Source organism: Komagataeibacter medellinensis NBRC 3288 (assembly GCF_000182745.2).
Lineage (GTDB): Bacteria > Pseudomonadota > Alphaproteobacteria > Acetobacterales > Acetobacteraceae > Komagataeibacter > Komagataeibacter medellinensis.
This window is the reverse complement of the sequence record NC_016027.1, coordinates 3,108,974-3,126,292: the sequence shown is the minus strand read 5'-3', so window position 1 is coordinate 3,126,292 and position 17,319 is coordinate 3,108,974. Positions and strand designations below refer to the sequence as shown.

Below are 17,319 nucleotides of genomic sequence, written 5' to 3'. Positions count from 1 at the left end.
ATCAGACGCAGGGCAGGACAATGCGCCCGGCCCAGCTCTGATATACCCTAAACCGGCGCGAAGGGAACGCCACCGACATAATCTTTATGTGCCCGTGCCCGATGGGAATGGCCAGCCCCCTTTCAGCGCCCCGGCTGGCTGGTGGCGTAATCGCTTATGCCCCACAGCCGGTCATGCACGGCGCGGTAATAGGCGCGCTCGTCATACAGCGGCACGTCAAGATTGAGGTCATGGGCGGTCAGCCTGCCAATGGCTGCGGTTGCCTGATAGGTGGACTGGACCAGGTTGCCTGCGCTGCGGACCAGCGCGATCTGGGCCTGGAGCAGGGTTTCCTGCTGCTGGAGCACCGCCAGCGTCGTGGTGGTGCCGACAATGGCCTGGCGCTGCATACCGTGCAGGGCGGTGGCATCGGCGGTCACGGCCTCGCGGTTGCTGTCTATCGCCGCGCGGTTGGCCTGCATACGCTGCCAGCTTGCCGCCGCCAGCTGGACGGCGGTACGGCGCTGCACATCAACCGCCTGTGCGGCTTCCGCCGCCTGCTGGCGGGCCATGCGCACGGCAGCGTATTCTCCACCGCCCTGATAAAGCGGGAGCGAGGCACTGACGACGGCATATTTGTTGTTGGCCAGCGAACGCCCCTCATCTTGATTGATGCCATGCATGTAGGCCGCCTGTGCGCTGATGGTGGGCATGAGGGCCGCAAAGGCCACGCCCACGGCATCTTTCTTCGATGCCTCATCAAACAGGGCAGCAACAACCTGCGGGTTGTTCTGCACCGCCATGGCCATGGTTTCCTGCTCGGTATGAAGCGGGAGCACCAGCGGCTGGGGCGGGGTCAGGTTATCGGGGGCGTCCGTGCCCACAACCTGGCGGTAGGTGGCGCGATCAGCCTGCAGCGTGCCTTCAGCCAGTTGCCGCACCGCCCGCGCATTGGCCAGCGCACCCTGCGCCTGCGCCACATCGGTATGGGTGATTTCGCCCCCGTGGGCACGCAGTTCGGTCGCGCGCAGCTGAGCGGCATAGACCTGCTCGTTATTGATGTCGATGCTCAGAATCTGCTCATCTTCAACCACATTGATGTAGGCATTGACCACATCGGTAAAAACCAGTTGTTCTGCTACGATCAGCCGCGCGCGTTCGGCCATGACCGCGTGGCGGGCCTTGTGCGTGGTGGCTGTGGTCTTGCCGCCGGTATAGATGGGCTGGGCAATGCTGACGCCACCGGAATAGCCGGGCGTGTCGTACTGGCGGGCGTACCCGCTTTCCCCCGCTGTGGGCGCCATGCGGGTCACGCCGGAATAGTAGGACATGGAGGCCGTGCCGGTAATGGTGGGTCGCCACCCACCCAGCGCCTGGGATACCTGCTCATCGGTTGCACGCAGGTTTGCCCGTTCCTGACGCAGCACCGGATTGGTCAGGTAGGCCGCAGCCAGCGCGGCCTGAAGGGTATGGGGCACCTCGGTGCCAGACGGGTCCATATGCGGCGTGCGCGCGAGCGCCGTGCCATAGCACAGGATGGCTGCGCTCCCCGTTCCGATTACCCAGTTGCCCTTCATTATCCCACCTGCCGCCTGACATACCATGTGGGGCCGCAACCCCATGGCGTGTCTAGCAGCCGGATATTGCCCCGGCGTTAACCGGGGCATGGGCTTCAGAACACGAAAGCCGGGGCCGGTTCCAGTTCCGGCAGGAGGGGTACGGCAGCATCAAACAGCCGTTGTACGGCCCCCCCCTGCGCCGTGGGCAGGACAAGACAGACCGATGTCACACCACCAACCGGGCAGATGGGGGCGACAACGCGCCCTCCTTTGGCCAATTGCGCCACAAGCGCCGGGGGAACCTGGCGCACCGCGCCGTCAACAAGGATCAGGTCATAGGGACCATCTGCTTCATCCCCCTTTATCAGTGGCCCGTTGCGCCACTGCACATCGGGTGCCTGCTGGTGGCACAGAACCTGCCCCAGATCCGCCAGACGCGATTCTGATTCCAGCGCCGTAACAGCAAGCCCCTGCCCCATGGCGGACAGCAGTGCCGCCAGATAACCCGTGCCCGCACCCACGACCAGAATCCGCTCCCCGGGCTGGATATCGGCCACCTGCAGCATACGGCCCGTTACGCGGGGTTCGGTCAGGTAACGCCCCTCGCCCAGCGGCAGATTCTGGTCGGCATAGGCAAAGGCTCGCAGCGCAGGCGGTACCGCATCCTCACGCGGTACTGCCCGCATGGCGGCGATCACGGCCGGATTGCTGACCTGTGCCGGGCGGATCTGTGCATCCACCATACGCTGCCGGGCGGCCACGGGATCAAGCGGGGCATAATCGGGGTCTGTCTTGTCCATAACATTTCCTTGAAGCATGGCACCAAACCGGGAACCTAAGATCTGCCGTTAGACCGGACGAGCGGCGTTTCCCGGCTTTATTTCATATTTATGCGCCCCTTTTACACGGAAACAACGCCCAACCTGCACACAACGGCTTGACCTGCGCCCCATTTCGGCAGATATACCCCCTGTGCCAGTGAGGTCTGGTGGCAGAATGGTGATGCAGCGGACTGCAAATCCGCGTACGTGGGTTCGATTCCCGCCCAGACCTCCAATCCTTCCTGACAGGGCAGGATAATAATTGACACAACCACCAAAAATATACCGTTTTAATCCCCATAGTTATGACAGGCTTGATGGGGTATCGATGCTAATGGATTCGGTAAACCTCTGGAATCCCCGTATAAGTATTGTAGCCTTGGACGGCCTTCATCTGCTTATCAAGCCAGACTACTCCCGCCTGGGGCATGTAAAATATCGGTTTGATGGATAAAGAGAGATTGTTGTCTGTCGGCGCATAATATCCAAGCGTTTCTATGACTGGATTACGGCAGACACGAGATAGTGCCTGGCTCAGAGCACATAACCGGAAGATGACGGTTACAACGAAACAGATGGCTAAGAAGAAGAGATCCGGGCATTTATCATAACGTGTTGCGACCAGTCTCCAATCCTTGATTCTTCTGAACATGGTTCCGATACGATTGCAGCAAAAAGCTTCACCAAACACTTTCTTATGATCATCCGGTCTGTCCCAAAGCAGATTTCCAGACAGTTTCTGACAGGCGCATTGCACAATTCTGTGCTCTTCGTGCGAAATTGTGTTGCCTTACAAACCCCTGATTTCAAAGCGACGTCTGCGGTCCGACACCTCCCGTCCGGGATATATGCCATAACAGCGGTACGGACATGATCCGGGCCATGGGGCAGAATGTATCCATGGCATGGTTCATCAGGCATATAGCCTTGATGAGCACGGCATTTGAAAACCATACAATCTATCAGATCCCCCACGACCAGCGGCACGGCCGGGTACACGACCTGTTTGCCGTATGGTTCAGCACCAACCTGACACTCCTGACCATTGTAACGGGCACACTGGGAACTGGCCTGTTCGGGCTGTCCTTTCCTCTGTCCATCATTGCACTAGTGCTGGGCAACATGGTGGGGGCCGTGGTCATGGCGCTGCATGCGGCACAGGGACCGATGCTAGGCGTACCACAGATGGTACAGAGCCGGGGCCAGTTCGGCTCCTTCGGGGCTATGCCCATTATCTGCCTTGTCGTGCTGATGTATATCGGTTTCGTGGCCTCCAACTTCGTGGTGGGGGGCGAAGCGCTTGATACTGCCCTGCCTGCCCTTGGCCACATGCCTGCAATCCTCCTCATCGCGCTGCTCAGTTTCGTGCCGTGCTGCATGGGCTACCGCATCATCCATGCGTGGTCCAAGGTGGTAAGCTGGGTGGCAGGCGGTGTAATCATGTACTGCCTGTGGCTGGGCTACCGGGCCCTCGCACCCGGCACGATGGCAGACATGCATGGTTCCGTTGCCGGGTTCTGCAGCACATTTACCGCCGCGGCCCTGTGGCAGATTGCCTATGCGCCCTATGTTTCCGATTCCTCGCGCTATCTTCCCGCCGATGCCCAAGGCACGCGCGCGGCTTTCCTGACCACCTATATCGGCTCCGTTACCGGCACCATCCTGCCCATGGTCCTGGGTAGCATGATCGCCCTGTATGCCCATGGCGCCCCGGTCGCCACGGTCATGGCTCACCTGGCAGGCGCATGGGCAACACCCGTGCTGGCCGTGCTGTCACTTTCCATCGCGCTGGGCAACGCCATGAGCCTGTATGGGGGGGCTCTGTCCGCCATAACCATAATCCAGACCTTTGCCCCCCACTGGCGCGCAGCCCTGCGCGAACGCACGCTGGTCACACTGGTACTGGTAGGTGCGGCATTGGCCATGGCGCTGGGCATGGCGGACAGTTTCCTGAAATCCTACGCCGCCTTTCTGGATCTGCTCATGGCGGTCATGGTGCCGTGGACCGCCATCAATCTGGCGGACTACTACCTGCTGCGCCGGGGCCAGTATGATGTGCCGTCCTTTTTCCGTCAGGATGGAGGCATATATGGCTACTGCAACATTCCCGCTCTTGGCGCCTATGCCATCGGGGTCGTGGCTGAACTGCCTTTCATGCAGAACGGGTTCCATAGCGGCTTCCTGGCGCGCGGACTGCATGGGGTGGACATATCATGGATGGTGGGGCTGCTGGTGACCACGGGTCTATACGTTCTGGCCAGTCCGCACCGCAACGCCCCTAACCGCCGGGCGTAACTGCGCCCACCAGCGCGGCTATACCGGGGGGGGTATGGCCTGCAGCAGGTCCCCTACGGGCTGGGCATGGCCCTGACCGCCAGCATGGAACGGCGGGTGGCAAACTGCGGGTAGGCACACAGCATGGCTTAGCTGTGACCCGGCGTTCAAACTCCGGCACGATGCGGATACCGCGCTGTGTCACGTATGCCACCAAAGCCTTCGCCTGCTGTTGGGTATAATACTGCTCTGCCCCCGCAACCTGCTGCAAGCGCGGGAACAGATGGCTTTCCACCCTGAATCCCTGCCCGTCGGACAGGTGCAGGTGTAGGTGCAGGACATTGCGCTTGGTGAGTTCCATCATGTCCAGTTGCCGCTCAAGAACCGCAATCGACACGAACCGCAAAATGCCCTGACCCGCAGGGCCGCTGCCTATTCCTGCCCTGCGCCACCGGTCCCGGACGGGCCACCATGGCACCAATATCGGATATGGCCGGAACTAAAAATACAACATGTGCGATAATTACAGATTCCCTGTTGGCAATACCCATGGTGGCAACGCGCCGCACCGCCCACCCCTGCATGGCCAGCAGGGTCACTTACGGATACCCATAGCCCGCACATCCCATCTCCTGCCTGCCCATCCACATACCCATGGTCAGGTCACGTTTGTGTCGGGTACCAGAGCCTGCTCCAACCCGCCCGCCAGTTCCACGCTCCGCCCCGAACTGCTATGGCTTGCCTGCTCATACAACAACAGAACAGGCTTTCGTACAATGCGCCTGCGCTCCCCATGGAAGCCTCATCTCCCTGCGGGCGACACACCCGTCGCCGAACGTCTGGCCGATGCGCTGGCCGGTGACATTCTGGATGCACGGCTGAACGCGGGCGACCGCCTGCCCGCCCATCGTGACCTTGCATGGCAACTGGAGATGGGGGTGGGCAGCGTGACCCGTGCCTATAGCATACTGGAACGCCGGGGGCTGGTGCGCAGCATACGCGGGCGGGGCACCTTCGTAGCCTTCCATGCCGGGGGTACGGGTTGTGTGATCGACCTGTCAGCCAATATGCCGCCCCCCATGTTCGGTGACCGCGCGCTGACCCGCACGCTCTCACGTCTGGCGCGCACGGTCGATCCCGCGCTGTTCAATGTCTACCCCCCCATTGCGGGGCACATCGAACATCGCCGCATCATGAGCCACTGGCTGGCGGAACTGGGGGTGGATATCGCGCCCGACAGGCTGCTGCTGGCCAGCGGCGCGCAGCAGGCACTGGGGGTGGCCCTTGCGGCAAGCAGGCAGGTGGCGTCCACTGTCCTGACCGAGGAACTGACCTATCCCGGCATGCTGTCCCTGCTCAGCCAAGCCAAGCTGCGACCGCAGGGGCTGGAAATGGATGCCTGTGGCCTACTACCCACGGCTCTTGAGCACGCACTGTCCCAGCATCCCCGCGGGCAATGCGTGCTGTATGTTACACCCACCATGCACAACCCCACCACCGCCACCATGGACCTGGCCCGCCGGCACGACGTGATACGCCTATGCCGCGCCCATGACGCCCTGATTATCGAGGATGACGTCTATCACTGCGTTGCAGATGACACGCTTCCCGCGCTGGTAACGCTTGCGCCGGAACGGACCTTTCATGTCAGCAGCCTGTCCAAAACCCTCAGTCCCGGCCTGCGGATCGGCACGCTGGCCCCCCCGTCCCCGTTCATGGCGGCAGCACGCGAGGCACTGTTCAACTCATCGCTCATGATCGCACCGCTTTCCTATGCCATGATGGCACAGTGGATGTTGGACGGCACGGCAGCCTCCGTGCGCCGCGCCCTGCGTACGGAAGCCCGGCGGCGCAGGGAACTGGTCATGCACCAGCTTGGCCCCCATGTTGTCCCACCGCGCTATGATGCCTTTCATGCCTGGATGCCCATGCCCCCCCGGCAGGCCAGGGCACTGGAGGAATCCGCCGCCCACCATGACGTAAAGGTGACACCCCTCACCCCGTTCATGACCAGCCAGCGCCTCACTGGCCATGCTGGCATCCGCCTGTGCCTTGGACCTGCCGCGCTGCCTGACCTGACGGAAGCCCTGCGCCGCCTGCGTGCGTTATGCACGGAGCAGGATAAAAGTGTCGCGTGACACTTTCTCGATGGAAGAAAAGTGTCACACCTGTCTATCATCCCTTCGCAATCACAGCATCCGACAGGTTTTCTTATGACGGACCAACCCATCACGGTCATAGCGACCCTGCGCCTTCGCCCCGGCCACGAACGGGCGGTGCTGGAGGCCATACGCCACTGCATTGCCGCGTCGCGGCTGGAAACAACCAATCTTTCCTATCAGTGCCATCGCGATACCAGTGATGGGGCCGTATTCGTGTTTGTCGAACGCTGGGCCAGCCCCGAAGCGCTGGCAGCGCATGAAACCACACCACATTTCCGCGCCATGGCAAAAGTATTTGAAACCGCACTGGCCGAACCACTGCGGGTTCATATTACCCATGAAATCTGATCCCGCCCCTCAACTTCTGGTCCGTCTGGCCACGGCACTGTTCCTGTCCTACATGGCGGTGGCGTTGCCACTGGCGGCCCTGCCGGTCGCGATCGTGCACTGGCCAGGCTATGGAAACGGGCTGGCGGGGCTGGCGGTAGGGATTGCGTTCTTTTCCACCATCCTCAGCCGCAACCATGCCGGCGCCTATGCTGATATGAAAGGCGGCCGACCATGCATGCGCGCGGGGCTTGCACTGTATGTCATGGCCAGCATGACTTGTCTCATGGCCGGACTGGTGCCCCTGCCCCCTGCCGCCCGCTACGGTATCCTGATCGTGGGCCGCCTGTTGCTGGGCGTGGGGGAAAGCCTGACTATTGTGGGCATGCTGGGCTGGGGTATCGGGCTTATGGGGCATGAGCGCGCGGGCCGTGTTCTGGCGTGGACCGGCGGGGCCATGTATGGCGCCTTTGCCGCCGGTGGTCCAGTTGGCCTGCTGCTGTATGAATATGGTGGTATCACGGCCCTCATGGCGGTATCGGCCCTGCTGCCACTGCTGGGGCTGGCGCTGGTGCAGGGTGTACCGGCCACCCCCACGCATGCGGGGGGCAGGCCGCCGTTCTGGCGCATACTGGGCACCATACGCTGGCAGGGCATGGCGGTTGCCTTGCAGGGCGTGGGGTTTGCGGCACTGGGCGCGTTCCTGCCGCTGCGTTTCATCCACGCACACTGGCCTTATGCCGGGCTGGGGTTGACCTGCTTCGGGGTGGCGTTCGTGGCCGGGCGCATCATCTGCGGGCACCTGCCCGACCGTATTGGCGGGCTGAAGGTGGCAATGTTCTCGCTCATGATCGAGGCGGCGGGGCAGTACCTGATCTGGTGCGCCCCCGGCCCACTGCCTGCGCTTGCAGGTGCGGTCCTGACCGGGGCAGGCTGTTCCATGGTTTATCCCGCGCTCGGGGTAGAAGTGGTACGTCTGGTGCCACCGCACATGCGTGGTACGGCACTGGGCGGGTTTGCCGCCTTTCAGGACCTGGCCTATGGCGCGACCGGCCCACTGGCGGGACTGCTGGCGGACCGCTTCGGGTATGACATTGTGTTCCTGCTTGGCGGCCTGTGCGCCACCGGTGGTGTGGCCATCATTCTTGCGCGGCTCACCACACACTGCACGGGGACCACGCCATGACCACGGGTTGCGTATATGTCTTGGGCACATGTGATACGAAGCTGGCCGAACTGACCTATATCCGCCAGATCCTGCTTGATGGCGGCATTACCGCGCGGATTGTGGATGTCAGCACCCGCAGCCATGCAGGCCATGCAGGCCATGCCGATATCAGCGCCCGCACGGTGGCTGCCTGCCACCCGCAGGGGGAAAGCCACGTATTCACGGGCCACAGGGGGCATTCCATTACCGCCATGGCGGAAGCGCTGCGCCACTACCTGGTTACACGCACGGACATGCGGGGCGTGATTGCCATTGGTGGATCAGGCGGCACGGCGCTGGTGGCCCCGGCGTTGCAGGCGCTGCCGCTGGGACTGCCCAAGCTGGTCGTGTCCACCGTTGCTTCGGGCAATACCGCGCCCTATGTGGGGGGAACGGATATTGCCATGCTTTATTCCATAACCGACATGGAGGGGCTGAACCGCATATCACGCATCGTACTGTGCAATGCCGCCCACGCCATGGCGGGCATGGTGCGCACGCCCTACCAACCCGTGGCCGACCCGCGCCCGGCCATTGGATTGACCATGTTCGGGGTAACGACGCCGTGCGTAAACCATATTGTCCAGCGCCTGTCCGACCGCTTTGACTGCCTTGTGTTCCACGCCACCGGTACCGGTGGCCGGGCCATGGAGCGCCTGGCGGATGCAGGTGTAATACACGGCTTTATCGACACGACCCTGACCGAGTTCTGCGACCTGGTGGCAGGCGGTATATTCCCGTGCGACAACGACCGTCTTGGTGCGGCGATCCGCACGCGGCTTCCCTATGTGGGGAGTTGTGGCGGGCTGGACATGGTCAATTTTGGCGCACGCGCCACCGTGCCCGAACATTACCGGGCGCGTGTTCTGGTCGAGCACAATCCCCAGATCACCCTTATGCGCACCAGTGCGGCGGAATGCCAGGCCATGGGTCACATGATCGGCCACCAGTTGAACCGGTGCGAAGGCGAAGTCCGTTTTCTCTACCCCGAAGGCGGATTTTCCATACTCGACCAGCCGGGTGCGCCTTTCTACGATCCGGCCGCGGATGAAGCCTTTTACGCAGCCCTGGTCGAAACACTGGAGCAGACCCCCAAACGCCAGTTGATCCGCCTGCCCCATGCGATCAACGACCCGGCTTTCGCCGACGCACTGGCGCATGAATTTTCATGCCTGTTTAAGGAGAATACAGAAAATGCCCCGCATCCCCCGCAGTGACATCCTTGCAAAATTCCGCACCCTGATCGCTGAACGCAAACCCATTATAGGCGGCGGTGCCGGTACCGGCCTTTCCGCCAAGTGCGAGGCAGCGGGCGGGATCGACCTGATCGTGATCTATAATTCCGGTCGCTACCGTATGGCCGGGCGCGGCTCGCTGGCCGGGTTGCTGGCCTATGGCAACGCCAACCAGATCGTGATGGATATGGCGCGCGAGGTCCTGCCTGTGGTGCCGCATATTCCGGTCATGGCAGGTGTGAACGGCACCGACCCGTTCGTGGATTTTGATGTATTTCTTGATGACGTAAAGCGTGTGGGCTTTTCAGGCATCCAGAACTTCCCGACCGTGGGACTGATTGACGGCACTTTCCGCAAGAACCTGGAAGAAACCGGCATGAGCTACAGCATGGAAGTGGATGTGGTGGCCCGCGCGCGCCACAAGGACCTGCTGACCACGCCCTACGTATTCAACGAGGCGGAAGCAGTGGATATGGCCAAAGCTGGCGCCGATGTGCTGGTGGCGCATATGGGCCTGACCACGGGTGGGGCCATCGGTGCGGAAACCGCGTTCACATTGGAAGACGCGATTACGCGCATCAACCAGATTATCGAGGCCGCGCGCAGCGTGCGCCCCGACATCATCACCCTGTGCCATGGCGGCCCAATCGCCATGCCGGCGGATGCGCAGAAAGTGCTCTCCGCCTGCCCGGACTGCCACGGTTTTTATGGTGCTTCCAGCATGGAACGTCTGCCGGTCGAGGTAGCCCTGACCGAACAGACGCGCAATTTCAAGGCCATGACACGCTGAACATACGGACTACTGAACAGAGAAAATTTTTGGTGAAGCTTTTCTCAAAAGCTTAAAAAAATCCGCCTTTTTGAAAAAAGGCGGCATCCAAGACCTTTTATTCTTTCTCAGTTCTTCAGTCATTGCGGCCAAAGGCCGGACGGGTCGCCTCAAACAGGAACCACGTCCGGCGTTCGGTCTCGTCAATCCAGTTCTCCAGCAGGCTGGCGGTCGCCACATCATTGCCTTCGTCACATAACGCATGCACCGCGCGCAGGCGGGCGGTCAGGGCAAGATTATCCTCACGCAGTTCGGCCAGCATGTTCTCGGGTGTTACGTATTCGGCATCGTTATCGGCCACTGCGGTCAGGCGGGCAATTTCACCCACGGAATGCAGTGTATTGCCCCCGATCTTGCGCGCACGTTCGGCCATGGGGTCGGTCATGGCGAAGATCTGCTCGCCCTGTTCGTCCAGCAGCAGGTGATAGTCGCGGAAATGCCGGCCACTCATGTGCCAGTGGAAATTCTTGGTCTTGATATACAGCGCGAAAACATCTGCCAGCGCCACTTTCAGGCCGGCCGCAATCTCCCGCACGGCCTCGTGCTTCAGGTCTGTAGGCGTGCCCAGATAGGTCTGGACATGCGCCCGGCCCGCTTCTTTTTCCGCTGCCTTCCTGTTTACCATCATTATCTCCACTATACTGTAACTGACCTGAAAACCGGGTACACGGACACTGCCATGATCCCGCCGGTAAGGACCTGCGTCTGGCATATGCATGCTTAACGCACCTCCACCCGCAAGTTGCATGGGCGTGATCGCTGCCCTGCGTTGGTACGCGATGGCTTTGTATTTTTGTAGTTGCAATTGATATTCGTTTGCAATATAAAAAAAACACTCACGGCATTCCTAGACAGTTTCCCAACCGTCGATTTCCCAGCACCAGGCCGTGAAAACTCATGCGGCATCGCCAGCATGCATGGCGATGCCGCTCTTCTTTTTTTCATGCAGGGATCATGTCCATCATGAGTGAAACAACAGGATGCTCGGCCGACTGGCACCTTGCACATTCCGCCCCCACCCGGTTCCTCCGCTACCTTGACCCCAACCGCCCCTTTGCCCGGCAGATCAACATGCTGTCCGGGCGCTTTCGCGATGTACAGGCCCTGTGCAACGGGGGCATACATTCACCGGAACTGACACACCTGCGCAACGCGCTGGCGTTCCACCTGGTCAAGATGTCGCGCTGGTGGCGCTTTGATTTCTGCCCCCGTGGGGTTGTTGGCACACGCAACCCGCTTTTCCTGACTTATGTAAAAGCCCATACCGAACGCGTAGCGCAGGACGAGGCCCTGTTCGACCTGTTCACCCTCCAGCGCTACATGCATGCAGGCGACGGCGGGCATATCCTTGTGCTGGGACGTGATACGGAGGCTATAGCGGGCATATCCGTCCTGTATGGCGTGGACGGGCAGCGTAACTTCCGTTTTGCCACCGGTTCCGCCGGGGCCGAACCGTTATGGAACGAGGAGCCCCACCCGGATTTTACATCAGCCTGGCTGGCGGCGCAGGCCATGCAGGCCCTGATCCGTGATGACAATACTGACCTGCACGAATACAGGACCGCCCAGCGCGAACATCTATGGGCACGAGGATGGCACCAGCAGCATTTTCACCGCAGTGGCCGGTTACCCCTCATCCGGCTTTATGCACAGGCCCATACCCAATGGCAGAACTGCCACTCCACTTTTGGGAAGGCGGAAATGAAGACCATTGTGGAGCGATTGGCCTTTGAACTTTCACGTACGGCCTTTGAGCGGCACATGACGGTTGCGGACCTGATTGAGGAAAGTGATATGCTTGCCATCAACCTGCGCTCGGCCAACATGATCAAGCAGCGCGCCCGGGCTTATGTTGCCACCTGCATGGACCCCATAGCTCGACCCGAAATGGATATTCTGCTGGACCGCGTGGTCTCCTACATACCCCGCCGCTGCCCCTGATGAACAGAATGGCCAAAAGACAGGAACCCGGCACAGCCAGGGGCCATGTCGGGTTCTTTCATGCCTTTTATCGCGCAAATGCGTTACTGCGCGGTATAGCCACCATCAATGACCAGTTCGCTGCCGGTCATGAACTTGGATTCATCCGAGGCAAGGAACAGGATGCCATAGGCAATATCATCCGCCTCTCCCAAATGACCAAGCGGGTGCAGGTCAATCAGCTTCTGCCGGGCGGCCTCCTGGTCTGGCGTATCGGCTGTCAGGCCCTGGACCATGGGGGTCCAGATATAACCGGGATGGACGGAATTAACCCGGATCCTGTAACCTGAACGCGCGCAATGCAGGGCGGCGGACTTGGTGAACAGCCGGACACCCCCCTTGCTGGCATTGTAGGCGGCAAGGGTCGGATCGCCCACCAGCCCTTCAATGGATGAAAGGTTGATGATCGATCCCCCGCCCTGCGGCTTCATAGCCTCCACGGCGTAACGGGTTCCCAGGAACACACCATCAAGATTGACCGCCTGCACACGCCGCCAATCCGCCAGGCTGGTTGACTCCACCGTACCGGTATAGGCAATACCGGCATTGTTGACCGCAATGTCCAGCCGCCCGAAGCGGGCCTTGATCGCGGTCATGGCCTTGCTCCAGTCTTCCTCCACCGTTACGTTGAGGGACACGAACAGGGCTTCGCCGCCTGCTGCTTCGATTTCGGCCACCACGGCATGGCCTTCCTGCTCCTTCATGTCAGCAACGACCACTTTCGCGCCCTCACGGGCAAGCAGCAGGGCCGTTGCCTTGCCAATGCCCAGTGCTGCCCCCGTAACCAGAGCTACTTTTGCCGATACACGTCCCATCATGCTCTCCTTGATATCCGAATCTTGTGAACTCAACAGGAAAACCCTGCCCCATCCATAAGCAGGCAACACTGATCCAACCCCGACATTACCGTTTTATGATGCTGTCGGCGGGCAACCCTGCCATTCTGAAAAACAGGAAGCAGGACAGGCGTTCAGAATTCACCCGTGGCGATCTCCATCAGAATGCGCCCCAGTTCGGTCTTGATCATGCGCTGGGCATAGGCTTTCAGTTGGGCGGCATCGATAAAGCCCATGCGGAACGCGACCTCGTGCGGGGAACCGACCAGCAGCCCCTGCCGGGACTGGATGGTGTTCACGAACTGCCCGGCCTCCATCAGGCTGTCAGGCATGCCGGCATCAAGCCACGCACAGCCACGCCCAAGGCGCTGCACATGCAGATGACCCTTTTGCAGGTATATCCGGTTCAGATCGGTAATTTCCAGTTCCCCCCGCGCCGAGGGCCTGAGGCTGCGCGCATATTCGCGCACCTTGCTGTCATAGAAATACAGGCCCGTTACGGCCCAGTTGGATTCAGGATCGGTGGGTTTTTCGACAATATCGTGCGCATGACCATCCTCGCCAAAGCTGACCACGCCATAACGCTCGGGATCACGCACCTGATAGGCAAAGACCGTAGCCCCCACAGGGCGGGTTGCGGCGGCGCGCATCTGCTTGCCCAGATGGTCGGCGAAGATCAGGTTATCGCCCAGCACCAGCCCACAGGGCGCATCATCCAGCCAGTCATCGGCTATGACGAAGGCTTGCGCAATGCCATCGGGCGATGGTTGTTCACGGTAAGTGAAGGTAACGCCCATATCCGACCCGTCACCCAACAGGCGCCGGAACTGCGGCAGGTCAGCCGGGGTGGAGATGATCATAATATCCCGTATGCCCGCCAGCATGAGGGTGGAAAGCGGGTAGAAGATCATCGGCTTGTCATAAACCGGTAGCAACTGCTTGCTGACCGCCAGTGTCATCGGATGCAACCGCGTGCCCGACCCACCTGCAAGCAGGATACCCTTAGTCGGCTTCCGGGGTGTGTTTTCGTTCATGCTGCTGTTCCCATCGTCTTTCCTGCCTGCCCCAAACGCTGCCCACTGTAGCGTGCGGCGCGGATGGCTTCCCACCAGTCCCGGTTATCAAGGTACCACTGCACGGTACGGCGGATACCGTGTTCAAAATCATGCCGTGCGCGCCACTCCAGTGCCTGCTCGGCATGGGATGGATCGATCTCGTAGCGGAAATCATGACCCGGCCGGTCCGTTACATGCCGGATCAGGCGCGCATGGGGGCCTGCCGGGTCGGGCTGCAATTCATCAAGAATGCCACAGATCGCCTGCACCACTTCCATATTGGTACGCGGCTGGCGCGCCCCTATGGCATAGGTCTCGCCCGGTTGGCCGCGTTCCACCGCGCGCACCAGTGCCTCGGCATGGTCTTCCACGAACAACCAGTCCCGCACGTTCTGCCCGGCACCATAGACCGGCAGTTCCTGACCTTCGATGGCGTTTATGGTGACAAGGGGGATCAGCTTTTCGGGGAAGTGCCAGGGGCCATAATTGTTTGTGGTATTGGTGACAAACGTGGGTAGCCCGTAAGTATGGTACCATGCCCGCACCAGATGATCGGATGAGGCCTTGCTGGCTGAATAAGGGCTGCGCGGGTCATAGGGGGTCTGTTCGGTAAAGGGTGGATCGCCGGGCTGGAGTGCCCCGAACACCTCATCGGTGGAAATGTGATGGAAGCGAAAGGCCTTCTGCCGCGCCGCATCCAGCCCTGACCACCAGCGCCGCGCGGCTTCAAGCAGGGTATAGGTGCCAACAACATTTGTGTTGATAAAAGTACCAGGCCCGTCAATTGAGCGGTCAACATGGCTTTCCGCGGCCAGATGCATGACGGCATCAGGCTCAAAGGCAGTAAAGATGCGGTCCATGGCGTCGGCATCCGTAATATCGGCAACGTCCAGCCGGTAGCGGCTACTATCGGTTGCCATCTGCGTAGACTGCTTGCTGGCCGCATAGGTCAGGGCATCCACATTCAGGACTTCATGCGCGGTCTGGCTGATCAGGTGCCGCACGACCGCCGAGCCGATGAACCCGCACCCGCCCGTTATCAGTATACGCATTCCTTGCTTCCTTCCTCCCTGGTGCCGTTACACGTTGCCCCACCCGCGCATGACAGGGGAGCGGGACCGTTGCCGATCAGGGCCGGGCCGAGTAACGACAGGCAAACCTGCAATATAAAAGCACCTTACTATTATAAAACTGCAATATGTCTTGTGTGTGTCAGAAATATGGGCATCGTGCTCCTGGTCGCTCAAAACGGTAACGTATGAGGGATGTAGCAGGAGTACCTCAATAAAACGTTCATGCCGCCCGTTGCGCGCTGGCATGGGCATCACGCGCCTCAAGCCACTGCATGACACGCCGACCCAGACGCTGCGATGGCCGTTCAACCAGATGGTAGCACACCGTACCCGTCAGCAGGCACAGGGCAAATATTGCCATCGTTGCTGCCATACCGCCGATAAAACCCAGGTTACGCAACCATTCACCCATGGCCCAGGACAGGATGCCGATAATCAGGTAATGCGTCAGATAGAACGAGAACGATATCCGCCCCAGCCACATGACCGGCCCGGATGACAGGACCGTATTGATGACCCCACGCTGGTAAGCCAAGCCAAACACAAGGGCCGTGAAACCGAATACATCACACACCGGCAGCACCGGAAAGAACAGTGTCAGGACAATGAAGGCAACGGCCCCCATTGTAATGGCCGCCCCGTAGCGCTCCGTATCCTGCGGGGCAAGGTGGTAGGCACGATACAGTACAATCCCCGCAGCAAAGCAGAAGAACATGCGAATGGCGCCAAACGTGCCGGTCGGGTTGTTATTGGCATGATGGCAGGCAAACAGAATGACCACCAGCGTGCCAAGACTGGCCACGCACAGCATCACGGCATGGCGTACGCTTGCAATGCGCATGGCCGCCATGGCAAGCAGCGGGAACGCGATATAACCCAGCACTTCCGCGCTCAAGGTCCATGATACGATGTTCCACTCCCCCAGTTTCAGCACAGTCCAGGTCTGCACAAGCAGCAGGGTCTGGACAAAACCGGGAATGGACAAGTTATGCGCGCGGTAGGCAAAGGCAGGATCGGTGTAATGGCGCTGCATGGCCACATAACCCGGCGCAAGCAGTACAAGAGGCACCAGGGCAAGCAGAACAAAAGTATTTAAGGGATAGACACGAAAAAACCGGACAATAAAGAAATCGCGGATGACAGGCCAGCGTAACTGCGTGAACTGCCCCTCATGCACATGCATGAGGATAAAACCCGACAGCACGAAAAACAGGTCAACCCCGCGAAAACCGTTGAACAGGAACAGCGAGTGCATCAGCCACGGCTGGTGCAGCATATCAGCAGCAAGACCGTAGAAATGGGTCATGAACACCCATAGCGCCGCAACACCGCGCACACCGGTCAGGCTGGGGATGGAACGGGCCCTGGGCATGTTATCCCCTTGTTGCATATTGGTTCAGGTTTTAGAAAAATCTTTCGCCAATCGTTACGACATCACCGGGCAGCAGTTCAGTCTCACGCGTGATACGGCCTTCATGCGCGGGATTGTTCAGGTTTTCATGGCGCACATCGGTCGCATGTGCGGTGATGGCGCGGTAGGTAAACCCGCCCGCCAGTGCAACCGCCGTGAGCATGGTCATGCCCGGCTGGTAAGGATACTGCCCCGGATGATTGACCTCACCGAGGATATAGATGGGCCGGTACTGCGCCACCTCCACCGAAACACTGGGCTGAAACAGGATACCCTTGCTTTCCAGACTGGAGGAAATGCGCTGCGCCAGATCGCGTGGCGCAGCCCCTGCCGCTGACACCACACCCAGTAATGGAAAGTCGATGTTGCCGTTGTCACTGACGGTAAAGGTATTGCTCAACTGCGGGTCGTTATAGGTAATGACGCGCACCTGATCACCCGGCCCCAGATGGTAGGCGCGCGTATCAACCGGTGCGAAGGACTGTTCCCGCGCCGATGCACATGAACCCAGTGCCAGCAGGGTTGCAGCGGCGACTGCCTGCATCATTCCAGGCCGACACGTACTCCGTAT

Annotated in this window: 16 protein-coding genes and 1 tRNA gene; 8 read left to right on the top strand and 9 right to left on the bottom strand. The window is 60.3% G+C overall.

Features of this window, described 5'->3' with window-relative positions; genetic code table 11:
- Positions 1–122: 122 nt before the first annotated feature.
- Together GLX_RS14485 and GLX_RS14480 are read right to left on the bottom strand one after the other, a co-directional pair.
- A complete protein-coding gene (locus tag GLX_RS14485) occupies positions 123–1,556 on the bottom strand; it encodes a TolC family outer membrane protein (protein WP_041247481.1) in 1,434 nt (477 codons plus the stop codon).
- Between the two features lie 95 nt (positions 1,557–1,651).
- Entirely contained in the window at positions 1,652–2,338 is a 687-nt protein-coding gene (locus tag GLX_RS14480) for a protein-L-isoaspartate O-methyltransferase family protein (protein ID WP_041247480.1), read from the bottom strand.
- 182 nt (positions 2,339–2,520) lie between these two features.
- Here GLX_RS14480 and GLX_RS14475 point away from each other — a divergent pair.
- A tRNA-Cys gene (locus GLX_RS14475) sits at positions 2,521–2,594 on the top strand.
- Positions 2,595–3,289: 695 nt separating this feature from the next.
- On the top strand, positions 3,290–4,654 hold the full coding sequence (locus GLX_RS14470) for a purine-cytosine permease family protein (RefSeq protein WP_041247914.1): 1,365 nt from the start codon (positions 3,290–3,292) through the stop codon (positions 4,652–4,654).
- Here the strand turns inward: GLX_RS14470 and GLX_RS19390 are convergent.
- Positions 4,638–5,030 (bottom strand): family 20 glycosylhydrolase, encoded by a 393-nt coding sequence (locus tag GLX_RS19390; RefSeq protein WP_407927246.1) that lies wholly within the window; start codon positions 5,028–5,030, stop codon positions 4,638–4,640. The genes GLX_RS14470 and GLX_RS19390 overlap by 17 nt on opposite strands.
- Positions 5,031–5,145: 115 nt before the next feature.
- On the opposite strand from GLX_RS19390, the gene GLX_RS14455 reads away from it, so the two are divergent.
- The 5 genes from GLX_RS14455 (at position 5,146) to GLX_RS14435 (ending at position 10,354) form a co-directional block, all read left to right on the top strand.
- Positions 5,146–6,771, top strand: a complete 1,626-nt coding sequence (locus GLX_RS14455; RefSeq protein WP_014106698.1) for an aminotransferase-like domain-containing protein — start codon at positions 5,146–5,148, stop codon at positions 6,769–6,771.
- Between the two features lie 75 nt (positions 6,772–6,846).
- Positions 6,847–7,143, top strand: a complete 297-nt coding sequence (locus GLX_RS14450) for a putative quinol monooxygenase (RefSeq protein WP_041247476.1) — start codon at positions 6,847–6,849, stop codon at positions 7,141–7,143.
- Positions 7,133–8,308: an arabinose transporter gene (locus GLX_RS14445; protein WP_014106696.1), complete on the top strand. Its 1,176-nt coding sequence runs from the start codon at positions 7,133–7,135 to the stop codon at positions 8,306–8,308. The genes GLX_RS14450 and GLX_RS14445 overlap by 11 nt, the downstream gene beginning before the upstream one ends.
- Positions 8,305–9,546, top strand: coding sequence for a Tm-1-like ATP-binding domain-containing protein (locus GLX_RS14440; RefSeq protein ID WP_014106695.1), 1,242 nt, complete (start codon positions 8,305–8,307; stop codon positions 9,544–9,546). The genes GLX_RS14445 and GLX_RS14440 overlap by 4 nt, the downstream gene beginning before the upstream one ends.
- A complete protein-coding gene (locus GLX_RS14435) occupies positions 9,524–10,354 on the top strand; it encodes a phosphoenolpyruvate hydrolase family protein (RefSeq protein WP_014106694.1) in 831 nt (276 codons plus the stop codon). The genes GLX_RS14440 and GLX_RS14435 overlap by 23 nt, the downstream gene beginning before the upstream one ends.
- Positions 10,355–10,469: 115 nt before the next feature.
- Here the strand turns inward: GLX_RS14435 and GLX_RS14430 are convergent, their stop codons facing one another.
- Positions 10,470–11,021 (bottom strand): Dps family protein, encoded by a 552-nt coding sequence (locus tag GLX_RS14430; protein ID WP_014106693.1) that lies wholly within the window; start codon positions 11,019–11,021, stop codon positions 10,470–10,472.
- A 335-nt stretch (positions 11,022–11,356) separates the two neighbouring features.
- Here GLX_RS14430 and GLX_RS14425 point away from each other — a divergent pair, with 335 nt between their 5' ends.
- Positions 11,357–12,334 (top strand): hypothetical protein, encoded by a 978-nt coding sequence (locus tag GLX_RS14425; protein ID WP_041247913.1) that lies wholly within the window; start codon positions 11,357–11,359, stop codon positions 12,332–12,334.
- 83 nt (positions 12,335–12,417) lie between these two features.
- On the opposite strand, the gene GLX_RS14420 is transcribed toward GLX_RS14425, so the two are convergent.
- The 5 genes from GLX_RS14420 to GLX_RS14400 all read right to left on the bottom strand — a co-directional run bounded on the left by GLX_RS14420 (position 12,418) and on the right by GLX_RS14400 (position 17,295).
- Positions 12,418–13,188 carry a glucose 1-dehydrogenase gene (locus GLX_RS14420; protein WP_041247475.1) on the bottom strand — a complete coding sequence of 257 codons (771 nt, stop codon included), beginning with the start codon at positions 13,186–13,188 and terminating at the stop codon, positions 12,418–12,420.
- 155 nt (positions 13,189–13,343) lie between these two features.
- The gene (rfbA, locus tag GLX_RS14415) at positions 13,344–14,243 is read right to left on the bottom strand and encodes a glucose-1-phosphate thymidylyltransferase RfbA (protein ID WP_014106690.1); all 900 of its coding nucleotides are present in this window, start codon (positions 14,241–14,243) and stop codon (positions 13,344–13,346) included.
- The gene (gene rfbB, locus GLX_RS14410; protein WP_014106689.1) at positions 14,240–15,316 is read right to left on the bottom strand and encodes a dTDP-glucose 4,6-dehydratase; all 1,077 of its coding nucleotides are present in this window, start codon (positions 15,314–15,316) and stop codon (positions 14,240–14,242) included. The genes rfbA and rfbB overlap by 4 nt, the downstream gene beginning before the upstream one ends.
- A 241-nt stretch (positions 15,317–15,557) precedes the next feature.
- Positions 15,558–16,709, bottom strand: coding sequence for an acyltransferase family protein (locus GLX_RS14405; protein WP_041247474.1), 1,152 nt, complete (start codon positions 16,707–16,709; stop codon positions 15,558–15,560).
- 31 nt (positions 16,710–16,740) lie between these two features.
- Positions 16,741–17,295, bottom strand: a complete 555-nt coding sequence (locus GLX_RS14400) for a polysaccharide biosynthesis/export family protein (protein WP_041247473.1) — start codon at positions 17,293–17,295, stop codon at positions 16,741–16,743.
- Positions 17,296–17,319: the final 24 nt, after the last annotated feature.

Excerpts from the sequence above, each read along its gene's own strand:
- GLX_RS14485 (WP_041247481.1), bottom strand. The coding sequence starts at position 1,556 with ATGAAGGGCAACTGGGTAATCGGAACGGGGAGCGCAGCCATCCTGTGC.
- GLX_RS14480 (WP_041247480.1), bottom strand. The coding sequence starts at position 2,338 with ATGGACAAGACAGACCCCGATTATGCCCCGCTTGATCCCGTGGCCGCC.
- GLX_RS14470 (WP_041247914.1), top strand. The coding sequence starts at position 3,290 with ATGAGCACGGCATTTGAAAACCATACAATCTATCAGATCCCCCACGAC.
- GLX_RS14455 (WP_014106698.1), top strand. The coding sequence starts at position 5,146 with ATGTGCGATAATTACAGATTCCCTGTTGGCAATACCCATGGTGGCAAC.
- GLX_RS14450 (WP_041247476.1), top strand. The coding sequence starts at position 6,847 with ATGACGGACCAACCCATCACGGTCATAGCGACCCTGCGCCTTCGCCCC.
- GLX_RS14445 (WP_014106696.1), top strand. The coding sequence starts at position 7,133 with ATGAAATCTGATCCCGCCCCTCAACTTCTGGTCCGTCTGGCCACGGCA.
- GLX_RS14440 (WP_014106695.1), top strand. The coding sequence starts at position 8,305 with ATGACCACGGGTTGCGTATATGTCTTGGGCACATGTGATACGAAGCTG.
- GLX_RS14435 (WP_014106694.1), top strand. The coding sequence starts at position 9,524 with ATGCCCCGCATCCCCCGCAGTGACATCCTTGCAAAATTCCGCACCCTG.
- GLX_RS14430 (WP_014106693.1), bottom strand. The coding sequence starts at position 11,021 with ATGATGGTAAACAGGAAGGCAGCGGAAAAAGAAGCGGGCCGGGCGCAT.
- GLX_RS14425 (WP_041247913.1), top strand. The coding sequence starts at position 11,357 with ATGAGTGAAACAACAGGATGCTCGGCCGACTGGCACCTTGCACATTCC.
- GLX_RS14420 (WP_041247475.1), bottom strand. The coding sequence starts at position 13,188 with ATGGGACGTGTATCGGCAAAAGTAGCTCTGGTTACGGGGGCAGCACTG.
- rfbA (WP_014106690.1), bottom strand. The coding sequence starts at position 14,243 with ATGAACGAAAACACACCCCGGAAGCCGACTAAGGGTATCCTGCTTGCA.
- rfbB (WP_014106689.1), bottom strand. The coding sequence starts at position 15,316 with ATGCGTATACTGATAACGGGCGGGTGCGGGTTCATCGGCTCGGCGGTC.
- GLX_RS14405 (WP_041247474.1), bottom strand. The coding sequence starts at position 16,709 with ATGCCCAGGGCCCGTTCCATCCCCAGCCTGACCGGTGTGCGCGGTGTT.
- GLX_RS14400 (WP_041247473.1), bottom strand. The coding sequence starts at position 17,295 with ATGATGCAGGCAGTCGCCGCTGCAACCCTGCTGGCACTGGGTTCATGT.